Annotated in this window: 20 protein-coding genes; 5 read left to right on the forward strand and 15 right to left on the reverse strand. The window is 56.2% G+C overall.

Annotated features, from left to right (window positions below):
- The first annotated feature begins 76 nt into the window (after positions 1-76).
- On the forward strand, positions 77-1030 hold the full coding sequence (gene metR, locus ACMYSK_RS18320) for an HTH-type transcriptional regulator MetR (protein WP_434637564.1): 954 nt from the start codon (positions 77-79) through the stop codon (positions 1028-1030).
- Here metR and ACMYSK_RS18325 read toward each other — a convergent pair.
- From ACMYSK_RS18325 to pldB, 3 genes are all read right to left on the reverse strand, one after another.
- Positions 918-1817: a carboxylate/amino acid/amine transporter gene (locus tag ACMYSK_RS18325; protein ID WP_434637566.1), complete on the reverse strand. Its 900-nt coding sequence runs from the start codon at positions 1815-1817 to the stop codon at positions 918-920. The two genes, metR and ACMYSK_RS18325, sit on opposite strands and share 113 nt — an antisense overlap.
- Positions 1818-1905: 88 nt before the next feature.
- Positions 1906-2706 carry a sugar/pyridoxal phosphate phosphatase YigL gene (gene yigL / locus ACMYSK_RS18330; RefSeq protein ID WP_434637568.1) on the reverse strand — a complete coding sequence of 267 codons (801 nt, stop codon included), beginning with the start codon at positions 2704-2706 and terminating at the stop codon, positions 1906-1908.
- Positions 2707-2772: 66 nt separating this feature from the next.
- A complete protein-coding gene (gene pldB / locus ACMYSK_RS18335) occupies positions 2773-3765 on the reverse strand; it encodes a lysophospholipase L2 (RefSeq protein ID WP_434637570.1) in 993 nt (330 codons plus the stop codon).
- 109 nt (positions 3766-3874) lie between these two features.
- Between pldB and rhtB the strand changes: the two genes are divergently transcribed.
- Entirely contained in the window at positions 3875-4495 is a 621-nt protein-coding gene (gene rhtB / locus ACMYSK_RS18340; protein WP_434637572.1) for a homoserine/homoserine lactone efflux protein, read from the forward strand.
- A 45-nt stretch (positions 4496-4540) separates the two neighbouring features.
- On the opposite strand, the gene rhtC is transcribed toward rhtB, so the two are convergent.
- From rhtC to pldA, 3 genes are all read right to left on the reverse strand, one after another.
- Positions 4541-5161: a threonine export protein RhtC gene (rhtC, locus tag ACMYSK_RS18345; RefSeq protein WP_434637574.1), complete on the reverse strand. Its 621-nt coding sequence runs from the start codon at positions 5159-5161 to the stop codon at positions 4541-4543.
- Positions 5162-5245: 84 nt separating this feature from the next.
- On the reverse strand, positions 5246-7072 hold the full coding sequence (recQ, locus tag ACMYSK_RS18350) for an ATP-dependent DNA helicase RecQ (protein WP_434637576.1): 1827 nt from the start codon (positions 7070-7072) through the stop codon (positions 5246-5248).
- A gap of 67 nt (positions 7073-7139) precedes the next feature.
- On the reverse strand, positions 7140-8012 hold the full coding sequence (gene pldA, locus ACMYSK_RS18355) for a phospholipase A (protein ID WP_434637577.1): 873 nt from the start codon (positions 8010-8012) through the stop codon (positions 7140-7142).
- Positions 8013-8168: 156 nt separating this feature from the next.
- On the opposite strand from pldA, the gene yigI reads away from it, so the two are divergent.
- Together yigI and rarD are read left to right on the forward strand one after the other, a co-directional pair.
- Entirely contained in the window at positions 8169-8633 is a 465-nt protein-coding gene (gene yigI, locus ACMYSK_RS18360; RefSeq protein WP_434637579.1) for an acyl-CoA thioesterase YigI, read from the forward strand.
- Positions 8634-8682: 49 nt separating this feature from the next.
- A complete protein-coding gene (gene rarD / locus ACMYSK_RS18365) occupies positions 8683-9576 on the forward strand; it encodes an EamA family transporter RarD (RefSeq protein ID WP_434637581.1) in 894 nt (297 codons plus the stop codon).
- A 62-nt stretch (positions 9577-9638) separates the two neighbouring features.
- On the opposite strand, the gene corA is transcribed toward rarD, so the two are convergent.
- The 8 genes from corA to lptM form a co-directional block, all read right to left on the reverse strand.
- Positions 9639-10589, reverse strand: coding sequence for a magnesium/cobalt transporter CorA (gene corA / locus ACMYSK_RS18370; RefSeq protein WP_004869610.1), 951 nt, complete (start codon positions 10587-10589; stop codon positions 9639-9641).
- Positions 10590-10737: 148 nt separating this feature from the next.
- Positions 10738-10794 (reverse strand): YsgD/CorL family protein, encoded by a 57-nt coding sequence (gene ysgD, locus ACMYSK_RS18375; RefSeq protein WP_350028775.1) that lies wholly within the window; start codon positions 10792-10794, stop codon positions 10738-10740.
- A 148-nt stretch (positions 10795-10942) separates the two neighbouring features.
- Positions 10943-13105 carry a DNA helicase II gene (uvrD, locus tag ACMYSK_RS18380; protein WP_434637583.1) on the reverse strand — a complete coding sequence of 721 codons (2163 nt, stop codon included), beginning with the start codon at positions 13103-13105 and terminating at the stop codon, positions 10943-10945.
- 78 nt (positions 13106-13183) lie between these two features.
- A complete protein-coding gene (gene yigB, locus ACMYSK_RS18385; protein WP_434637585.1) occupies positions 13184-13900 on the reverse strand; it encodes a 5-amino-6-(5-phospho-D-ribitylamino)uracil phosphatase YigB in 717 nt (238 codons plus the stop codon).
- Positions 13900-14802 (reverse strand): tyrosine recombinase XerC, encoded by a 903-nt coding sequence (gene xerC, locus ACMYSK_RS18390; RefSeq protein WP_434637587.1) that lies wholly within the window; start codon positions 14800-14802, stop codon positions 13900-13902. Before xerC ends, yigB begins: the two co-directional genes overlap by 1 nt.
- Positions 14799-15506: a DUF484 domain-containing protein gene (locus tag ACMYSK_RS18395; protein ID WP_434637589.1), complete on the reverse strand. Its 708-nt coding sequence runs from the start codon at positions 15504-15506 to the stop codon at positions 14799-14801. The genes xerC and ACMYSK_RS18395 overlap by 4 nt, the downstream gene beginning before the upstream one ends.
- A complete protein-coding gene (gene dapF / locus ACMYSK_RS18400) occupies positions 15503-16327 on the reverse strand; it encodes a diaminopimelate epimerase (RefSeq protein ID WP_434644194.1) in 825 nt (274 codons plus the stop codon). Before dapF ends, ACMYSK_RS18395 begins: the two co-directional genes overlap by 4 nt.
- A gap of 35 nt (positions 16328-16362) precedes the next feature.
- On the reverse strand, positions 16363-16566 hold the full coding sequence (gene lptM, locus ACMYSK_RS18405) for an LPS translocon maturation chaperone LptM (protein ID WP_434637591.1): 204 nt from the start codon (positions 16564-16566) through the stop codon (positions 16363-16365).
- Positions 16567-16704: 138 nt separating this feature from the next.
- Between lptM and cyaY the strand changes: the two genes are divergently transcribed.
- Positions 16705-17025, forward strand: coding sequence for an iron donor protein CyaY (gene cyaY, locus ACMYSK_RS18410; protein ID WP_434637593.1), 321 nt, complete (start codon positions 16705-16707; stop codon positions 17023-17025).
- 49 nt (positions 17026-17074) lie between these two features.
- On the opposite strand, the gene cyaA is transcribed toward cyaY, so the two are convergent.
- A complete protein-coding gene (gene cyaA, locus ACMYSK_RS18415; protein ID WP_434637595.1) occupies positions 17075-19627 on the reverse strand; it encodes a class I adenylate cyclase in 2553 nt (850 codons plus the stop codon).
- Between the last annotated feature and the right edge of the window lie 159 nt (positions 19628-19786).

Below are 19786 nucleotides of genomic sequence, written 5' to 3' on the forward strand. Positions count from 1 at the left end.
TGTTTACACATCCATAATTGAAGGTTACTGTATATTCCTCAAGCGCAAATTATTCATGCCGAAGTGAAGGACTTTCATGATCGAAATTAAACACCTGAAAACGCTACAGGCGTTGCGGAACAGCGGGTCGCTGGCAGGCGCTGCGGCAGCACTGCACCAGACCCAGTCCGCCCTGTCCCACCAGTTCAGCGATCTGGAACAGCGCCTTGGCTTCCGCTTGTTTGTGCGTAAAAGTCAGCCTCTGCGCTTTACGCCGCAGGGGGAGATCCTGCTTCAGTTGGCAAACCAGGTTCTGCCGCAAATCAGCCGCGCGCTGCAGGACTGCCATGAGCCGCAGCAAACCCGTCTGCGCATCGCCATCGAGTGCCATAGCTGTATTCAGTGGCTGACTCCGGCGCTGGAGAGCTTCCGCGCCCGCTGGCCGCATGTCGAAGTGGATTTCCAGTCTGGCGTGACCTTCGACCCCCAGCCAGCCTTGCAGCAAAGCGAACTGGACCTGGTCATGACCTCCGATATCCTGCCGCGCAGCGGTCTGCACTATTCACCAATGTTTGATTTCGAAGTGCGGTTGATCCTGGCGCCAGAGCATCCGCTGGCGGCGAAAACGCGCATTTCTCCGGAGGACCTGGCGGCAGAACTGCTGTTGATTTATCCGGTTCAGCGCGGGCGCCTGGATGTCTGGCGCCACTTCCTGCAGCCGGCGGGTATCAGCCCGCAGCTCAAGAGCGTCGACAATACCCTGCTGCTAATCCAGATGGTCGCCGCGCGGATGGGCATCGCTGCCCTGCCGCACTGGGTGGTGGAAAGCTTTGAGCGCCAGGGTCTGGTCGTCACTAAAACCCTGGGCGAAGGACTGTGGAGCCGGCTGTACGCCGCAGTGCGCGACGGCGAGCAGCGTCAGCCGGTTACCGAAGCGTTTATTCGCTCAGCGCGGAATCACGCTTGCGATCATTTGCCGTTTGTCCGGAGTGCGGAGCGACCCAACGGCGATGGACCCACAGTGAGGCCAGGATCACCAGAGCTCCTGTAATAAAGCTCGGCCAGTGGGGCTGCTCCTGCCAGATGGCAAGGTTTACCAGCAGCCCGGCTGGGACATGTACGTTATTCATAATGCCCAGCGTTCCGGCATCCACCTGCGTCGCCCCGTAGTTCCACATAAAGTAACCGAGCCCCGACGCCGCCACGCCCAGCCAGACCAGAACCCCCCACTGTAGCGGGGTGGTCGGCAGCCTCTGCGGATTGCCCAGCGCAAACCAGGCCGCCACCGCCACCAGGAAAGCGCCCATATAGAACCAGGCAAACGCATTGTGCTGCGGCATCGGACGCAGCTCCATCAGGCGCTTGTAGCCCACCATCCCGATAGCAAAACAGAGGTTCGACAGCTGGACCAGTAGCAGCCCCGTCCAGAAATGATCGCTCACCTTGTCATAGCGGATAATGGCCGCCCCCAGCACCGCCAGCCCCGCGCTCAGCAGATATCCCCAGCGTAGCTTGCGCCCGCTGAGCAGATCATAAATCAGCGTGATATAGAGTGGCGTAAAGACGGTAAACAGCAGGAATTCAGAAACCGTCAGGTATACATAGGCGCGGAATGCCAGCAGATACATGATGCCCAGCTGCATTGCGCCGACCAGCATATAGAGCACGATAGTACGCGGTGATTGCCCACGGGTACGCAAAAACGGCAGGAACACCAGCGCCGCCAGACCCACGCGCATCAGCACGGAAAAGTAGCTATCGACGCTACCTGCCAGGTATTCGCCTATCAGGCTAAAGGAAAAAGCCCACAGGATAGTGGTAATAATCAGTAGCGCCACAATGAATGTCTCTCAGGAAGAAGAGCATTCATTGTAGCGAAGAGTCAGGTTGACGACTGAGCAATAAACGCACAGTCGTCAATCTTTATCAGGCGAGATAGAGCTTACGCAAATAATGTGGCACCGCATCGTCAGCGTTGCTGCCGATCACGTCCAGATCCGGATGCAGGTCTTTCAGCCGCTGGTGGGCATTCTGCATGATGCAGCCTTTGCCCGCCATCGACAGCATTTCGGCATCATTCATGCCATCGCCAAAAGCGATACAGTCTTTCAGGCGATAGCCGAGCATTTTAGCAACCGCTTCCAGCGCATGCCCTTTCGACACGCCACCGGCCATCACTTCCAGGCAGGTCAGGGTCGAGAAACTGACGTTGACGCGATCGCCCCAGCGGGCGTTGATCGCCTGCTCCAGCGGCAGCAGATGCTCGTGATCTTCGCAGGTGAAGAATACTTTGCTGATCCCTTGCGGATCGAGCTCGCCCGCTTCATACAGCTTGTAGTTGAACACCGCTTCTTTGAAAAAACGCATTTCTTCCGGACGATGGCGGTTCATATACCACTCATCTTCGCGATAGACGTTAGTCACCACCTTCGGGTCATTACGCATCATTTCAAACAGATCGCCCGCGATATCACGGTCAAGGTTATGCGCAAAGATCTGTTTTCCCTCGCTATCGTGCACGCGCGCGCCGTTGGAGGTGATCATGTAGGATTTAATGCCGAGATTATCGCGAATTTGCCCGACATCGATGTAATGACGACCGGTGGCGAAAACAAAATTGATCCCGCGCGCGGTCAGCAGCTGCAGCGTCTCTTTTGCGTAGGGAGTTAAGTAGTGATCGGGAGAAAGCAGCGTGCCATCTAAGTCAGACGCAACAACCTGGTACATAAAAATTTTAACCTCTAAGCAGGGCGACGAGCGTTTCGCCGGATTAAGAACCTGACCTGGCAGGCTCTAATTATGTCGACCGAAAAAATCGACGATGGCATTCAGCGCGACTGAGCGCATGGCGTCCTTTTCAAAAAGGATCTCATGGTATGCCCCTTCTATGACAAGTGGCTTATTACCTTCGCAGGGTCGACCTGCCGCAGCGCGGAGTTCGCAGTAGCGTTCGTGCATACGGTTATCGACCACGCGTTCTTCTTCTGCCTGCAATAACAGCGTGGGCGTCGTGTCTTTTTCAACGCCCGCCAGCGCTTCTTCACCCGCGAGGATCCCCTCACGCACCCAGTGGTAGGTTGGCCCACCGACGCGCAGCTGCGGCTCATCGGCATAAAAGCGCAGATTACGGCGATAGCGTTGGCGGCTATGCGTTAACACGTTGACCGAAAAGGGCAGCGCCCGCCAGCGACCGGTACCCAGGGCATACTCTTCACGAATGCGCTGATGGCCCTCAGCCCAGTCGAGAATATGGCGCACCATCCAGTCGGGGAAGCGCATAACGATACCGAACATAGGCGCGGACAGCGCGATGGCGTCACAATGCTGCTGGTGACGTTGCAAAAATAGCGTCGCGATCGCCCCCCCCATCGAGTGCGCCAGGATAAACCGTTTTCGCCAGTGGCCGGGGGCGACTTCCTGCTGCCAGAGCGCAGCCAGATCGTCGACATAATCGCTAAAGCGCACCACGTGGCCCCGATGGCTATCGGTCAATATTCGCCCGGAACGCCCCTGGCCACGATGGTCGATAATCATCACGTCGAAACCGCTGTGGAAAAGATCGTAAGCCAGCTCGGCGTATTTAACGTAGCTTTCAATACGCCCCGGGCAGATGACCACGACCCGATCGTTATCTTTGGCGCAAAAGCGAACAAAACGGACCGGGACATCGTCTACGCCCCGGAATTCCGCTTCTTCCCGCTGATGCCAGAAATCGGTGAGTGGCCCCATCGTAAAAGCCGCAAACGCGTTTTCTCGTGTGTCCCAATCCTTTTGCTGCCGAAACATCGGGCTTACACCCCTGTTAACCACTGAAAATCGTTTTTTTATCGCGTATCACACAATGCTCACACAATAGCGTATTGTGGCATAAAAACAGACAACCAGGGAGTTTCTCATGACGTTCGAGTGGTGGTTCGCCTATCTGCTGACATCCATTATTCTCAGCCTGTCGCCGGGTTCCGGGGCAATTAATACCATGACGACCTCGATCAACCACGGCTACCGCGGCGCAGCCGCGTCGATTGCCGGGCTACAAACCGGGCTGGCAATTCATATCGTTCTCGTTGGGATCGGCCTGGGAACGCTATTTTCCCGCTCGGTGCTGGCCTTCGAAGTGCTGAAATGGGCGGGGGCAGCTTATCTTATCTGGCTAGGTATTCAGCAGTGGCGCGCAGCAGGTTCTCTCAATCTGAACACGCTGGCGAAGGCACAAACGCGTGGGAAACTGTTCCAGCGTGCGGTTTTCGTTAACCTCACTAACCCGAAAAGCATTGTCTTCCTGGCCGCGCTGTTCCCGCAGTTTATCGTGCCGCATCAGCCTCAGGTCATGCAGTATCTGGTGCTCGGGATCACCACCATCGTGGTGGATATCATTGTGATGATTGGCTACGCGACGCTGGCGCAGCGTATTGCGGCGTGGATTAAAGGCCCCAAACAGATGAAGGCATTGAACAAAGTCTTCGGATCGTTGTTTATGCTAGTGGGTGCGCTGTTGGCTTCCGCACGCCATGCCTGACGGGAGAGGCCCGGTTTGCCTGATGCAAACCGGGAAAGTCTGCGCTTAGCGCGAAATAATCAGATGAATGCCGAAGCCAGCAAAGAGCGTGCCGGCAATGCCGTCGATCCATTTTGCCATCCGCTGATAACCACGACGCATGGTCGGTAAGGCGAACAGGCTGGCTACGACGGTGAACCAGGCCAGCGTTTCAAGAACGATCAGCAGGAAAATCCCCCAGCGCTCACCCGTGCCGACGTTATCGCCGACAAACAGTGAGAAGACGGAGCCAAAGTAGATAATTGCTTTAGGGTTCGCGAGGTTGGTCAGCAGCCCTTTGAGGAAACTGCGCCCGCTACGAGCCAGTTCCACCTGCGGCTCCGCTGCCGCCACATCGCTTTTCTTCAGCGCGCCACGCAGCATCTGGTAGCCCATCCAGCACAGATACAAGCCGCCGCCGACCATAATAATGGTGTGCAGCCAGGCCATTTTTTCGATAATCAGGTGCAGACCAAGCAGTGCGACGCCCGCCCAGACCATTACGCCACAGGTAATCCCCAGCACGCCCATCATCGCCTCTTTACGAGAGCGGCTAACGGCGGTCTGCGAAACAAAGAAAAAGTCCGGACCTGGACTCATCAGCGCAATGATATGCACCAGCGCGACGGTGAGGAAAAGCATCAGCATGATTGAACCCTAATCTCTCGGCAATTTTACTAGCAGGAATATAGTGAAGACCGAAACTATCCTGACACTTTTTTGCCCGGCTGACTACTCATCTTCACCATCGATATGCGTGCGGATCAGCGCCATAAACTCTTTCCCGAAACGCTCCAGTTTCCGCGTGCCCACGCCGTTTACGCTCAGCATCTCACCTGCGGTGATCGGCGATTGCTCCGCCATTTCGATCAGCGTCGCGTCGTTAAACACGACGTACGGTGGGATATTCTCTTCATCGGCAATTGCCTTACGCAGCTTACGCAGCTTGGCGAACAGCTTGCGGTCGTAGTTGCCGCCGAAGGTTTTTTGCATCGCCTTCGGTTTGAGCGCCACGATACGCGGAACGGCGAGCTGTAGCGGTACCTCGCCACGCAGAACCGGGCGGGCAGCTTCGGTCAACTGAAGCGCCGAATGCTGGGCGATGTTTTGCGTGACCAGGCCAAGATGAATCAGCTGGCGAATTACGCTCACCCAATGCTCATGGCTCTGCTCGCGGCCAATACCGTATACCGGCAGCTTGTCATGCGCCATCTCACGAATGCGCTGATTATTCGCCCCGCGTAGCACCTCCACCACGTAACCCATACCGAAACGTTGATTCACGCGGTAAATCGTCGAGAGCGCCTTACGCGCGTCCATTAAACCGTCGTACTGTTTCGGCGGATCGAGGCAAATATCGCAGTTGCCGCAGGCTTCCTGACGCCCTTCACCAAAATAGTTGAGCAGCACCAGGCGGCGACAGGTTTGCGCTTCAGCAAATGCGCCCATTGCATTCAGCTTGTGGCGTTCAATATCCAGCAGCGGCCCGGCGGGTTTCTCTTCCAGGCAGCGACGTAACCACGCCATATCTGCCGGATCGTAAAACAGCATCGCTTCCGCCGGCAGGCCATCGCGCCCGGCGCGGCCGGTTTCCTGGTAGTAGGATTCGATATTACGGGGAATGTCAAAGTGCACCACGAAGCGGACGTTGGGTTTATTGATCCCCATGCCGAAAGCCACCGTAGCCACCACAATTTGCAGATCGTCGCGCTGGAATTTCTCCTGCACGTCGGCACGAACGCCATTTTCCAGCCCGGCATGATAGGCCGCCGCGCTAATACCGCGGCTTTGCAGACGGGCGGCGGTATCTTCTACTTTCGAACGGCTGTTGCAGTAGATAATGCCCGATTTGCCGCGCTGGTCCTGCACGTAGCGCATCAGCTGATCGAGAGGTTTAAACTTCTCCATCAGCATATAGCGGATGTTCGGGCGGTCGAAGCTGCTGACCTGAATCAGCGGATCGTTCAGCCCCAGCAGGCGCACAATATCGCGGCGGGTGGTGTCATCGGCCGTTGCCGTTAACGCCATAAACGGAATCTGCGGCATCCGCTGACGCAGCTGGCCCAATGCGGCATATTCCGGTCGGAAATCATGCCCCCACTGGGAAATACAGTGCGCTTCGTCCACCGCCAGCATTGCCAGATTCCAGTGGCTGAGATGCTCAAGGAAGTTATCCAGCATCAGCCGTTCCGGGGCAATATACAGCAGACGAATCTGCCCGCTGCGACAGCCGGCCATGACATCCTGCTGCTGCTCGCGGCTCTGCGTCGAGTTCAGACAGGCGGCGGCCACACCGTTCGCCAGCAGCTGATCGACCTGATCTTTCATCAACGAGATCAGCGGCGATACCACTACCGTCAGGCCACCAATCACCAACGCAGGCACCTGATAGCACAGCGATTTACCGCCGCCGGTGGGCATGACGACCAGGCAGTCACGCCCGCCCAACGCCGTATCGATAATGGTTTCCTGGCCTGGGCGAAACTGCTGGTAGCCAAAGGTTTCCTGTAAAACCTGTTTTGCCAGCAATGTTTGATTCAATACTTCCGCCTGTGCCACGTTGACCCCGTCTGCCTGAAAAGAAAACAGGCGCTATTTTCAGCGCCAGTGAGCCAGAGTGCAACGATTAAAACAGATCGTTAAGCGTTACACCGACGCCAACCCGCGTCTGGTTAAAGTTATAGTCGATGAGCGATTCGCCATAACCGCTGTAGACCTGAGTGTAGAAGCGCACGTGGCGGGTGATCGGGTAGCTGACGCCAAGTTCTGCACCGCCATAACCGCTGTTCCAGTTATATTGCCCCTGAGCACTCAGGATAGCCTCACCGAGCTGATAGCCGACTTTCAGGCGGTAATAGCCCATATATTTAGTAATATCCGGGTTATCGTTGGTACTGCCGACGACATACCAGGGTTTAACCTCCACCAGCCAGTTACCATTTTGCGCCATCAGGCGAGCATACAGGCGGTTCCAGCTGCGGGATGTCGGGTCCGAACGCCCGTTAGAATCGTGGTTGTAGCCCATTTCGACATCACGCAACGTCCAGCCAGCGAGCTGATAATCGGTAGCAAACCCCAAAAACAGCTGCGGTTCATAGTTGGTTTCGCGAAACGGCGCCGACTCTTTGCTATTAGAGAGTTGCCACCAGGACTTCTGCGTATAGGAGGCCCCGAGCAGCGAGTTCTCACCGAGGATCCCGCGCCACAGCGGAAACGCCAGGCTGAGCTGGAATTTGACTTCGTCCTTGCGGGCATTTTCAGCCCAGTCATAGCTGGAGATCGCTTCCTTGTTGATATCACTGCTCCACGTATAGAGCAGGTAGTTACTCTCGTAGGGATACAGCAAGAAAGGATTATCATGGTCCTGCAACAGATTAGCGATAATGCTACCGCGTACCGCAGGGGTATCATGAACGGGATGACTAACCGGCGCATCCTGCGCCAAAACGCCAGCCGGAAGCGCGCTAAACGCGACCAGCCAGGCCAAAGAGATACGCATTACTGTTCTCCTGAATGAGTGATTATTATTTCTGTTTTACCCGTCATCCATTCTACCTGTTTACAAGCCCCCTGCCCGGTTATCCGTTCTGAAAGTGGAAATCACCGTTTTAGAAGCATAAAATCAACATCTCATTAACGAATGGATATCATCGTCATGTCTGAACTTACTGCCGAAGCCGCCCTTAAGCTGGTCGGCGAAATTTTTGTCGACCACATGCCTTTCAACCGCGCCTTGGGCCTGAAGTTAGAGCGTTACGAAAAAGAGTTTGCCCAGTTGAGCTTTAAAAACCAACCGATGATGGTGGGTAACTGGGCGCAAAGCATTCTGCACGGCGGAGTCATCGCCTCGGCGCTGGACGTCGCCGCCGGGCTGGTGTGCGTAGGCAGTACGCTAACCCGGCACAACACCATCAATGAAGAAGAGTTGCGCCAGCGTCTGTCGCGCATGGGCACCATCGATCTACGCGTTGACTATCTGCGCCCAGGGCGCGGCGAACATTTTACCGCCACCAGCAGCCTGCTGCGTGCCGGAAACAAGGTTGCAGTTGCTCGCGTGGAATTGCATAACGAAGAACAGGTTTATATCGCCAGCGCCACGGCGACGTATATGGTGGGTTGATCGCGGTAAATAAAGTAACATCGCTGTTTTGGCGTAACGGATTCTACCGATGGATGCAAAACAAACGCGGCTGGGGATTATACTGGCTCTTGCCGCCTATTTTATCTGGGGCATTGCACCCGCCTATTTCAAGCTTATCTACTATGTTCCCGCCGATGAAATCCTCACCCATCGCGTGATCTGGTCTTTCTTTTTCATGCTGGCATTGATCAGCCTTAGCCACCAGTGGCCGCAGGTGAAGAAACTGCTGCATACGCCGCGAAAGGTGTTCCTGCTGGCGGTATCGGCAGTGCTGATTGGCGGCAACTGGCTGCTCTTCATCTGGGCGGTGAATAACCACCATATGCTGGAAGCCAGCCTGGGCTACTTTATTAACCCGCTGGTGAATATTGTGCTGGGGATGATCTTCCTCGGCGAGCGCTTCCGCCGGATGCAGTGGCTGGCGGTACTGCTGGCGCTTTGCGGCGTGCTGGTACAGCTGTGGACCTTTGGTTCGCTGCCGATTATCGGCCTGGGGCTGGCCTTTAGCTTCGCCTTTTACGGACTGCTGCGCAAAAAGATCGCCGTTGACGCACAAACCGGGATGCTGGTTGAAACCCTGTGGCTCTTACCGGTCGCGGCGCTGTATCTGTTTGCCATCGCCGATAGCCCAACCAGCCATATGGGGCAAAACCCATGGTCGCTGAACCTGCTGCTGATGGCGGCCGGGGTTGTCACCACCATTCCGCTGCTGTGCTTTACCGGGGCGGCCACCCGCCTGCGACTCTCTACGCTGGGGTTCTTCCAGTATATTGGTCCGACGCTGATGTTCCTGCTGGCGGTAGTATTTTACGGGGAAGTGCCGGGGGCCGATAAGATGGTGACCTTCGCCTTTATCTGGATTGCACTGCTGGTCTTTATCATCGATGCGCTGTATACCCAGCGCCGACTGCGTAAGGGATAACCCTGAGCGAAACCGCATGAGGCCCGGGCAGCGGCGCTGCCGCTATCCGGGAGTCAGACAATCTACAGCCAGTTTTTACGCTTAAAGTAGAGATACGGCGCCAGGCCGGCGAGCATCATAAAGACGATGGCTCCCGGGTAGCCAAAGCTCCAGTGCAGCTCCGGCATAAACTCAAAGTTCATCCCATAGCTTGATGCCACCAGCGTTGGCGGCAGGAAGACCACAGAAACCACCGAGAAGATCTTGATGATGCGGTTCTGCTCGATGTTGATAAAGCCCATCGCCGCCTGCATCAGGAAGTTAACCTTCTGGAACAGCGATTCGTTATGCGGCAGCAGGGATTCGATATCTCGCAGGATCTCGCGCGCCTGCTCCAGCTGCCCCGCAGGCAAACGCGCCTTACGCACAAGGAAGTTCAGAGCACGCTGGGTATCCATCAGGCACAGGCGTACCTTCCAGCCGATATCTTCCTGCTCCGCCAGCGTCGAGAGCGCATCATCGTACTCATCGCCCTGACGGCCTTCCATAATGACGCGGCTGAGTTTTTCCAGGTCGCTATAAATATTTTCGATTTCATCCGCCAGCTGTTCAATTTTGGTTTCAAACAGATCCAGCAGCAGCTCATAGGCGTTGCCATCAACCATTAACTGGTTGCGAACGCGCATGCGGTAGAGGCGAAACGCCGGCAATTCACGTTCACGCAGGGTGAACAGGCGCCCTTCACGAATCGTAAATGCCACGGTGGAGTTACCGGCGTGATCCTCTGCATCTTCAAAAAAGAAAAAAGAGTGAATATGTAAACCGTCTTCATCTTCAAAGAAACGCGCCGATGCTTCGATATCTTCCAGTTCCGGGCGCGTTGCCAGGTTCTGACCCAATTCCGTCTGCACGCGGCTTCGTTCTTCGTCGTCGGGCTCGACCAGATCGACCCACACCGAACTGGCAAGATGCTTGATCTCATCAGCTTCCAGGCGTGTTAAACGATTATTTTCCAGTTGAAATGCGCTCAGCATGACCGGGACTCCCAATGCAAAAAAATTATCGGACAGTTCGGTGGGCACACAGAAACAATTTGGGTTTCAGACCATTAAGCCTGACTCAGAGCGACGGGTATGACGGGTCGCTGACAACCGCTAAGGCTATCAGCATAAGAGGATAGCCTTAGGAGTTGTTCCTGACGGACAGGAAGTTGAGCCAGCATCTACTGGGTGTGTCCAAGGCGAATGTCCTCTTAGCGTAATCGTGCGCGCATGTTACGCCAGCACAAAAACGGCGTCAACACGCAACGGAACGCTAAAGAGCAAATCCTGCCCTTTAGCATACAAGGCTAGCAGATTATTACAAAAAAACTATATTTTTCTTAATGTTACACTGTTTCCAGCCGCGCATAGGCCGCCACCAGCCATTTGATACCTTGCCCCTGGAAAGCTACCTGCAAACGGCTGTGTTCCCCGCTGCCTTCCAGGTTCACAATGGTGCCTTCGCCGAATTTAGGATGGCGTACGCGCTGGCCCAGCTTATATCCAGTATCGTTTTCCGCCATCGGCGTCCCCATCCGCTGATGGCTGACCGGGCGGCTCACCGTCGCACGCAGACGCACTTCTTCAACGCAGGCTTCCGGCAGCTCGCCGATAAAGCGCGACGGGCGATGGTATACCTCTTTGCCATACAGCCGACGGGTTTCCGCGTAGGTCAGGGTCAGCTTCTGCATCGCCCGCGTCACGCCGACGTAGGCCAGGCGACGCTCTTCTTCCAGTCTGCCGCCTTCATCCAGCGCCATCTGGCTCGGGAACATCCCCTCTTCCACGCCAACGATAAACACCTGCGGGAACTCCAGACCTTTCGCCGAGTGCAGGGTCATCAGCTGTACCGCGTCCTGCCAGGTATCCGCCTGCCCTTCACCCGCTTCCAGCGCAGCATGGGAGAGGAAAGCCTGCAGCGGCATTAAATCTTCGTCTTCATCGTTATAGCTGAACTGACGCGTTGCCGTCACCAGCTCCTCTAAGTTTTCGATTCGCGTCTGGCCCTTCTCACCCTTTTCCTGCTCGTACATCGTGCGCAGGCCGGAGTCTTTAATCACCCGATCGGTCTGTACGTGCAGCGGCATATCCGCCGTTTCCTGTGCCAGGGCGTCAATCAGCTCCATGAAGCGCTGTAACGCGCTGGCGGCACGGCCGGCCAGGGCTTTGTCTTTCAGCAGTTCACGGCACGCCTGCCAAAGCGTGAGCTGGCGATCGCGAGAAGTCTGGCGCACCACGTCCAGCGTCCGGTCGCCGATACCGCGGGTTGGCGTATTGACCACGCGCTCAAAGGCCGCGTCGTCGTTGCGGTTGGCGATCAGGCGCAGATACGACAGCGCATCTTTAATTTCCTGACGTTCGAAGAAGCGCATACCGCCGTAGATCCGATACGGCATGCTGGCCTGCAGCAGCGCCTCTTCCAGCACGCGCGACTGGGCGTTGCTGCGATAAAGAATGGCGCACTGCTCAAGCGCCCCGCCGTTCTCTTGCCAGGTTTTAATACGGTTCACGACAAACCGCGCTTCATCCAGATCGTTGAAGGCACAATAGAGCGAGATCGGTTCGCCATCGGCGCCGTCGGTCCACAGTTTTTTGCCCAGACGCCCGCTGTTGTTTTCAATCAGGGCGTTCGCTGCGCTCAGGATGTTGCTGGTTGAACGGTAGTTCTGCTCCAGGCGGATGGTTTCTGCGCCGGGGAAGTCGTTAAGGAAGCGCTGGATGTTCTCCACCTGGGCGCCGCGCCAGCCGTAGATCGACTGGTCATCATCGCCGACAATCATCACCTTGCCACTGTCGCCCGCCAGCAGGCGAATCCAGGCATACTGGATGTTGTTGGTATCCTGAAACTCATCGACGAGGATATTGGTGAAGCGCTCACGGTAGTGCTGGAGAATATGCGGTTTGTTGAGCCACAGCTCGTGCGCGCGCAGCAGCAGCTCGGCAAAGTCTACCAACCCGGCGCGATCGCAGGCTTCCTGATAGGCCTGATACACTTTCTGCCAGGTTTGTTCTACCGGGTTGCCGTAGCTCTGAATATGGTGTGGGCGCAGCCCTTCGTCTTTCTGGCTGTTGATGTACCACATCGCCTGACGCGGTGGCCACTGTTTCTCGTCGAGGTTCATCGCCTTAATCAGACGCTTCAGCAGACGCAGCTGGTCTTCGCTATCGAGGATCTGAAAATCCTGCGGCAGATTCGCATCCAGATGGTGGGCCCGCAGCAGGCGGTGCGCCAGCCCGTGGAATGTTCCGACCCACATCCCGCCCTGGGTTGTCCCCATCAGTTGGCCGATACGATGGCGCATCTCCGCCGCCGCTTTGTTGGTAAAGGTGACGGCCATAATGGAATACGGTGAGCAGTTTTCGACGCTCAGCAGCCAGGCGATACGGTGTACCAGAACGCGAGTCTTACCGCTGCCCGCTCCAGCCAGAACCAGCATATTGGTGCGCGAAGCGGCGACGGCTTCACGCTGTTTATCATTAAGGCTGTCGAGCAGGTAAGAAACGTCCATTGGCACCGCCGGAAATGAGCTGCCCGGCAACGTATCGTCTACCGGACATACTGTTAATATATACAGAACTAATGGTGATTATATCAGCGAGGTCAGAGATGCCAACCGCGAAATTTCAATATGCGGTAGCAGGCGGCTGTCGGCGGCACGCATCAGATCGGCCCCCTGCGGTTTAATCCAGCAGGCCTGCATGCCGCAGCGGATAGCGCCCGCCACGTCGGTAGTCAGGTCATCCCCCACGTGAAGTATCTGCGTCAGCGGCAGATCAAGACGCTCTGCGGCCAGATGATACATATCGGCAAAGGGCTTCGATCGCCCGTCCGGGCCGGCACGCAGCACAAAACGGAAATAATCGCTCAAGCCAAAGAGCTCCGGCTGCGCGTTGCCGTTGGTCACCGCGACCAGCGGCCATTTCTCCGCCAGCGCGGCCAGCGTATCGTGAGTTTCCTGCGGGACATCGATCAGGCTGCGCCAGTGGGCAAAATTCGCCATTGCCGCATCCGCGCCCTCGGCGGCCTGCCCGGCAGAAAGCCCGGCATTCATCATGCCGAGCACCAGCGCACGTCGCCGCCATTCGGTCACGTCGTGGTAAATGTCCGGCTCTGTCTCCAGCAGCGTCTGGCGCAGACGTTGCAGCTCGTGGGCATCAAACTGGCTCAGCGACGGATGATAGCTGCGCACGAAGGCCAGCGACTCATGCAGCGTCCGGTCGATAACCGGGCGGTTGTCATATAAGGTATCGTCCAGATCAAACGTCAGTGCAGAAATCTGGCCCAGCGGTCGGTAAAAGCGCATTATTTCCCCCGTTTGGCGCGCGGATGCGCCGCATCATACACCGAGGCAAGGTGTTGAAAATCAAGATGGGTATAGATTTGAGTGGTCGAGAGATTGGCATGGCCCAGCAGCTCCTGCACACCGCGCAGATCGCCGCTCGACTCCAGCATATGAGTGGCAAAGGAGTGACGCAATTTATGCGGGTGCACGTGGCTGTTCAGTCCCTGCTTAATGCCCCATTCGGCAAAGCGCTTCTGCACATTACGCGCGGAGATACGCTTACCCAATTTTGATAAAAACAGCGCGTCGTCATCGGTGCCAAACAGGCCGCGCAAATCAAGCCAGTGTTCGATCCACGCCACTGCGCTGCGCCCAATCGGCAGACGACGTTCTTTGCTCCCTTTCCCCATCACCCACACCTCGCCGGACTCCAGATCAAGGTGTTTAATATCGAGATTGACCAGCTCAGAAAGACGCAAACCCGCACCGTACATCACTTCCAGCATAGCCCGGTCGCGTACCGCCAGCGGATCGTTAAGATCGATATCCAGCAGCCGGTCCACGTCATCGACGTCGATGTTTTTCGGTAAGTGGCGGGGAATTTTCGGGGCGGAGATACCCTTCGCCGGGTTTGCCGTCAGCTCGCCCTGGGCCACCAGCCAGTCAAAAAAGCTGCGCAGCGCAGAGAGCCGCAGCGCAAGACTTGCCGGCCCCAGTCCCTGTTTGCGGCTACGCACCGCCAGGCCTCGAACCTGAGCGGCGTCGCACTGCTGCCAGGTTTTGAGCCCCGCCTGTTCAGCGAGCGCCATCAGCGCATCCAGCTGGCGCCGGTAGTTCAGGAGCGTGATTGGGCTAAGCTGACGCTCCACGCCCAGATAGCGCAGGAAGCGGTCAACGGCAGTGAATAAGGGAGAATCTATCATGCGCGTTCAACCCAGCGCTCCAACAGACCCGGCAGCATTAGCGCGATTTCCTGCAGCAGCTGCGTTCCCTGGCCTTGCTGATAATGCTGGACATCACGGCTGCTGAAAAGCATTACGCCGGGCGCGTCATCGCCGCCCAGTAAGGACATTGCTACCGAGCCGATAGCTTTCGCGTCCGGGAGCACCACCAGCAGCTCAGGCCCATGCAGCGGCCCAAGATAGTGACTAGCCTGACCAAGACGCTGAATACGGATAGGTTCAAACGCCTGCCGGCTCAGCGCCAGATGGGTAAACTTTGATGGTGCGCCGAGCCGCCAGCTATCGGGAAACAGACGCACCGTTGCGCCCGCCAGCCCGATTTCACGGGCCCAGCGGTGAAAGCGGTTCAGCATCTCGTCAAGGCTTTCTGCCGCCGCCAGCCGCGTCTGCAGATGCAGCAGACGCTGGAACAGGCTCTCATTCGCCGTCGCCTGCTCCATCAGCAGCATCATGTTCTCTTCCAGCACGTTGATATGGTTACGCGCCCGCACCATGTGCCATTCCACCAGCGAGATTGAGCCGCGCACCGGATGCGGTACGCGCATGTGCTCAACTAATGCTGCATTACGAATAAAGAATTCAGGATGTTGCAACAGATAGTCCACCACCGCGCGATCGTTCAGCGCGCCGGTGATTTCCTGCTGTTCTTCCCCGACTTGTTTCATAAGTGAATAAATCCGTCGTAGACATGTGCCGCCGGGCCAGTCATAAACAACGGTTGGCCCGGGCCTTTCCAGGCGATATCAAGACGCCCGCCTGGTAATTCCACGCGTACTTCTTCGGCCAGCAATCCCTGTTGGATACCAACCGCGACCGCCGCACAGGCGCCGCTGCCGCAGGCCTGGGTTTCGCCCGCGCCGCGCTCATAAACACGCAGACGAATGCGATCGCGTTCTACCACCTGCATAAAGCCGATGTTAGCGCGCTCCGGGAAGCGCTCATGACTTTCCATCACCGGACCAAGCGTTTCTACCGCAGCGGTTTCTACATTGTCGACCTGAATAACGCAGTGCGGGTTGCCCATCGAGACCACGCCGCACAATACTGTCTGCTCGGCAACACGCATAATATAGGTCTTTTCCGCTTTGTTAGCGCGGAATGGTACCTGCGATGGCTCGAAGTTCGGCTCACCCATATTGACGCGCACCAGATCGTCTTCCGTTACGCTTAATACCATACGGCCGTTCGCCGTGCTCACGCAGATATCACGTTTATTGGTCAAGCCTTTCAAACGGACAAACCGGGCAAAGCAGCGTGCGCCATTGCCACACTGTGACACTTCGCTGCCGTCGGCATTGAAGATGCGATAATGGAAATCCAGATCCGGATCGTAAGGCGGCTCAACAACCAGCAGCTGATCGAAACCGACGCCCAGATGACGATCCGCCAGGCGGCGAATCAGCTCCGGTGAGAAAAAAACATTCTGCGTTACCGCGTCAACGACCATAAAATCGTTGCCAAGGCCATGCATTTTAGAGAACTGCATCATCTACTCCAGTCGCGCGGAACAGAACGTTATCGTTAATAGTTTACCTGGCTCGGGCCGCCGCTATCACCGCGATCGTTACGATCTGGCGTCGAGCTCTGGATACCGCTATCGACCGGTTTAGTCGGAGGCGCCGCCGTCTTTTCTGCCGGAGGGAAATAAAGCGGTCCCTTCAGACCACAGCCAGTCAGGCTGAAGATCGCCAATAAAACGGCAAGCGTTGGAAAAACGTTTTTCATTGATAGTTGCCCGTGATTCACTCTTTCTGCTTTCTATCATCGCAGGAGAAGACGTAAAAGCAAGCGTTTAGCATCCGACTGCGCGCGCTTTTGTTTCGCGCTATACTGCCGCCATCTTTAAAAAAGCAGGGTAGAACCATGAACGACAGTGAATTCCATCGCCTGGCTGATAGCCTGTGGATGACCATCGAAGAGCATCTGGACGACCGCGACGGCGATAGCGACATCGACTGCGAGATCAACGGCGGCGTGCTGACCCTCAGTTTCGAGAACGGCAGCAAAATTATCATCAACCGTCAGGAGCCGCTGCATCAGGTGTGGCTGGCCACGAAACAAGGCGGCTACCATTTTGATCTTAAAGGTGATGAGTGGGTGTGCGATCGCAGCGGGGAAACCTTCTGGGATCTGCTGGAGCAGGCGGCCACGCAGCAGGCAGGCGAAGACGTCAGCTTCCGTTAAGGTTATTCCCGGATGCCGGCGCGTCGCGCGTCATCCGGGTTACCGGTGCTCAGGAATAGTGCTGCTGCAGCATCGGTGAGACGGCAGTATCTTGGCTCACCGACGTCGCAGGGGTGCCGATCGCCTGACTACGGAATGGAATCACCTGGAGTCGGCCGTCAACATCGACGATCTGGTAGAACTGCGGCAGGTTGAAGTTGATAAAACTGGAGCCGTAGGTGAAGCGGTCATGGGACGAGGAGTAAAAACGACTCACGTCACGCACCAGCTCCTCTTTACTGCCCTCACAGTGATGATAAACCTCTGCGCGGTTGCTCTCGTCGAGAATATAGATGTTAAATCCGCTATCGTTATCCGCATCTTCAAAGAAGAACTGAATAATCCCTTCGCTGGCAAACCCATCCACCACCTGCGGCAGCTTAACATGGTTGGTTTCCACCTGAACCGACAGGCCATGCAGCTTGTTATGCGAAATGGCACCGTAGAACTCAATCGCATTTTCCAGTTTCTGCACCGAGACGTTAAGACGTTCAAAGAACAGTCCCCACGTCTGCCCGGAGACGCGCAGCGCCTTAAAGCGACCGGTATCCTGACGGGTACTGGAGAGACGTAGCTCAATGCACTCGGACACCATCTGCTGCACGCGGGTACGAATTAAACCACGCAGATGCTGGCTATAGCAGAACACTTCAACGCTATCCGGCGGTGCGGCATCCTGATGCATTTTGCCGAGAATGGTTTTCAGCGCTTCGATCATCGCCTGCTCGCCGTTAAAGTGCAGGGTTCGTACTTCGTTCCACGAATTGCGATACAGCAGATCAACGCTGCCAATTAAGCACTTCTGCTCTTCGCCGAAGCTGAAGACATCCAGCTTACGGAAATCAAAATGCACCACCTGATTACGGAACGCTGCCGTCGGGTCATATTCAAGGTTGACGATAATCGCCAGATGGCGAATTTCGCAGGGGCTATACAGCGCTTTTGGCGTTGGCGACGGCAGACGCAGCGGGAAATGGTGCGAAACATCGGCGACCATCTCCTGCAGCTTAGCGAGATCAACGATGCCGTTGCCCTTAATAAACAGGCGAGTACGCGATGTCAGCAGGCCGTTGAACCAGGCCCAGGCCACCAGCTTATTAAGATAACGGTTATACTCCAGCGGCTGATGGCTGATGATCGACTCCATATCCGGTGCGCGGTTATAGACATACCAGCCGGTACGGTTGGCACGGCCAGGCGGCACGTGGATAAAGGTCAGATTCGGCTCGGACAGATCCGGAGAGATTTGTGGGTTCACCAGGGTCACTTTCCCCGGTAGCGCTTCAAAAGCCGCATACAGCTTACGGGTCAGGACGCCGATATCCTGCGGACTGGCAGATACGCTCAGATTATTGCGGCGCGCAAAGCGGATCAGGTTGCGATAGCTTTGCATCATCGCATCCAGCAGCTCGTTATGCGCTTTGCGGACTTCGTCGATCTTCCAGTTGGCCCGGTTGTCCAGCATCATCAGACGCTTTTCATCCCAGCCCCACTCTTTCACCAGGTGGCTCACGACTTCACGACGCCAGCCCACGCAGGCGCGTTCGCGACTGAGTTTTTCACACACTTTCAGGTAGAAGCAGCGACGTACCAGATCGAGACGGGTATCGTCTTCGATGGCCTGCAGATAGGCGGTCACGCGCTCCAGCATCATGCAATAAGGGTCGAGGCCAAACGAGACAATTTCACCGTCATGCAGACGCTGCTTAATGTCTTTCGCCAGCAGGCGGTTGTTCGGATACTCCCAGGAGTAGGCTTCGAGCAGCAGGGTTTTCAGCACCGCTTTATAAGGCGAGTCGATACTTTTATAAAGCTGCCACAGGCTGGCGCCGAAGTATTCTTCCGCCGACAGCGAGCTCAAGCCGCCCAGGTCGAGCCACTCGTTGGGCGTCAGTACGCCTTGTGCATAAAGGCTCATGACGTAATCGTCGTAGTGCTCTTCTTCCTCGCACGGCACCATATTCCACAGAATACGTTTCCCGGCGAGGCGCACGGCGGTGCGGTAGAACTCATCCAGCAGCAAAATATGCTGCGTAGAGCCGCAGTCTTCGCCGCCCAGGCTGCCGCTCTCATTATGACGGAAGCGGTTTTCATCAATCAGGAAGAAGCTGACCTCAACGCCTAGCGATGCCGCCCAGCTTTCCAGCAGGCTGCACTTGCGCTGTAGAAGTTGACGCTCATCCGTATCGAGCCATGCCTGATGGCATACCCAGATATCAAGATCGGAGGAGCAGCTTTGGCCAACGGAAGAGGTGCTGCCCATCGAGTAGACACCGGTAATCGGCAGTTCGCCTTTCGGCGGCTCCTGCGTCAGCATGCCGCGGTGCAGTTCTAACTCGTCAAGATAGTGGCGTTGGGTTTCATCAGGCGTGTAGAGGCAAATGCCTCGGGGAACGTTACCGTCAAGGTAACCCGGCATCAACGGGTGATGATAATGTAGTAATGTCGGCAGTAGACTGTAAACCTGCTGGAAAGCGGGTCCCATGGCAGCAAGCGCGCGATCGACACGCAGTTGGTTGATGGCATCCAGTCTCTGTTTCAGTGTCTCAATATAGAGGTACAAGACATATCGCCTGATGTTCAAAAACCCGTCGTACAATAGTACGGAGGATTTCAGTATTTCAACAAAAACCGTCACCATTCGTCGTCGGTGTGGTTGTGATGAACTGCTGACGGACAAATGGTTTAAAACGTGATCAATCTAACACCTTGCTCATTGACC

This window comes from Klebsiella sp. I138 (genome assembly GCF_051131765.1).
GTDB lineage: Bacteria > Pseudomonadota > Gammaproteobacteria > Enterobacterales > Enterobacteriaceae > Klebsiella.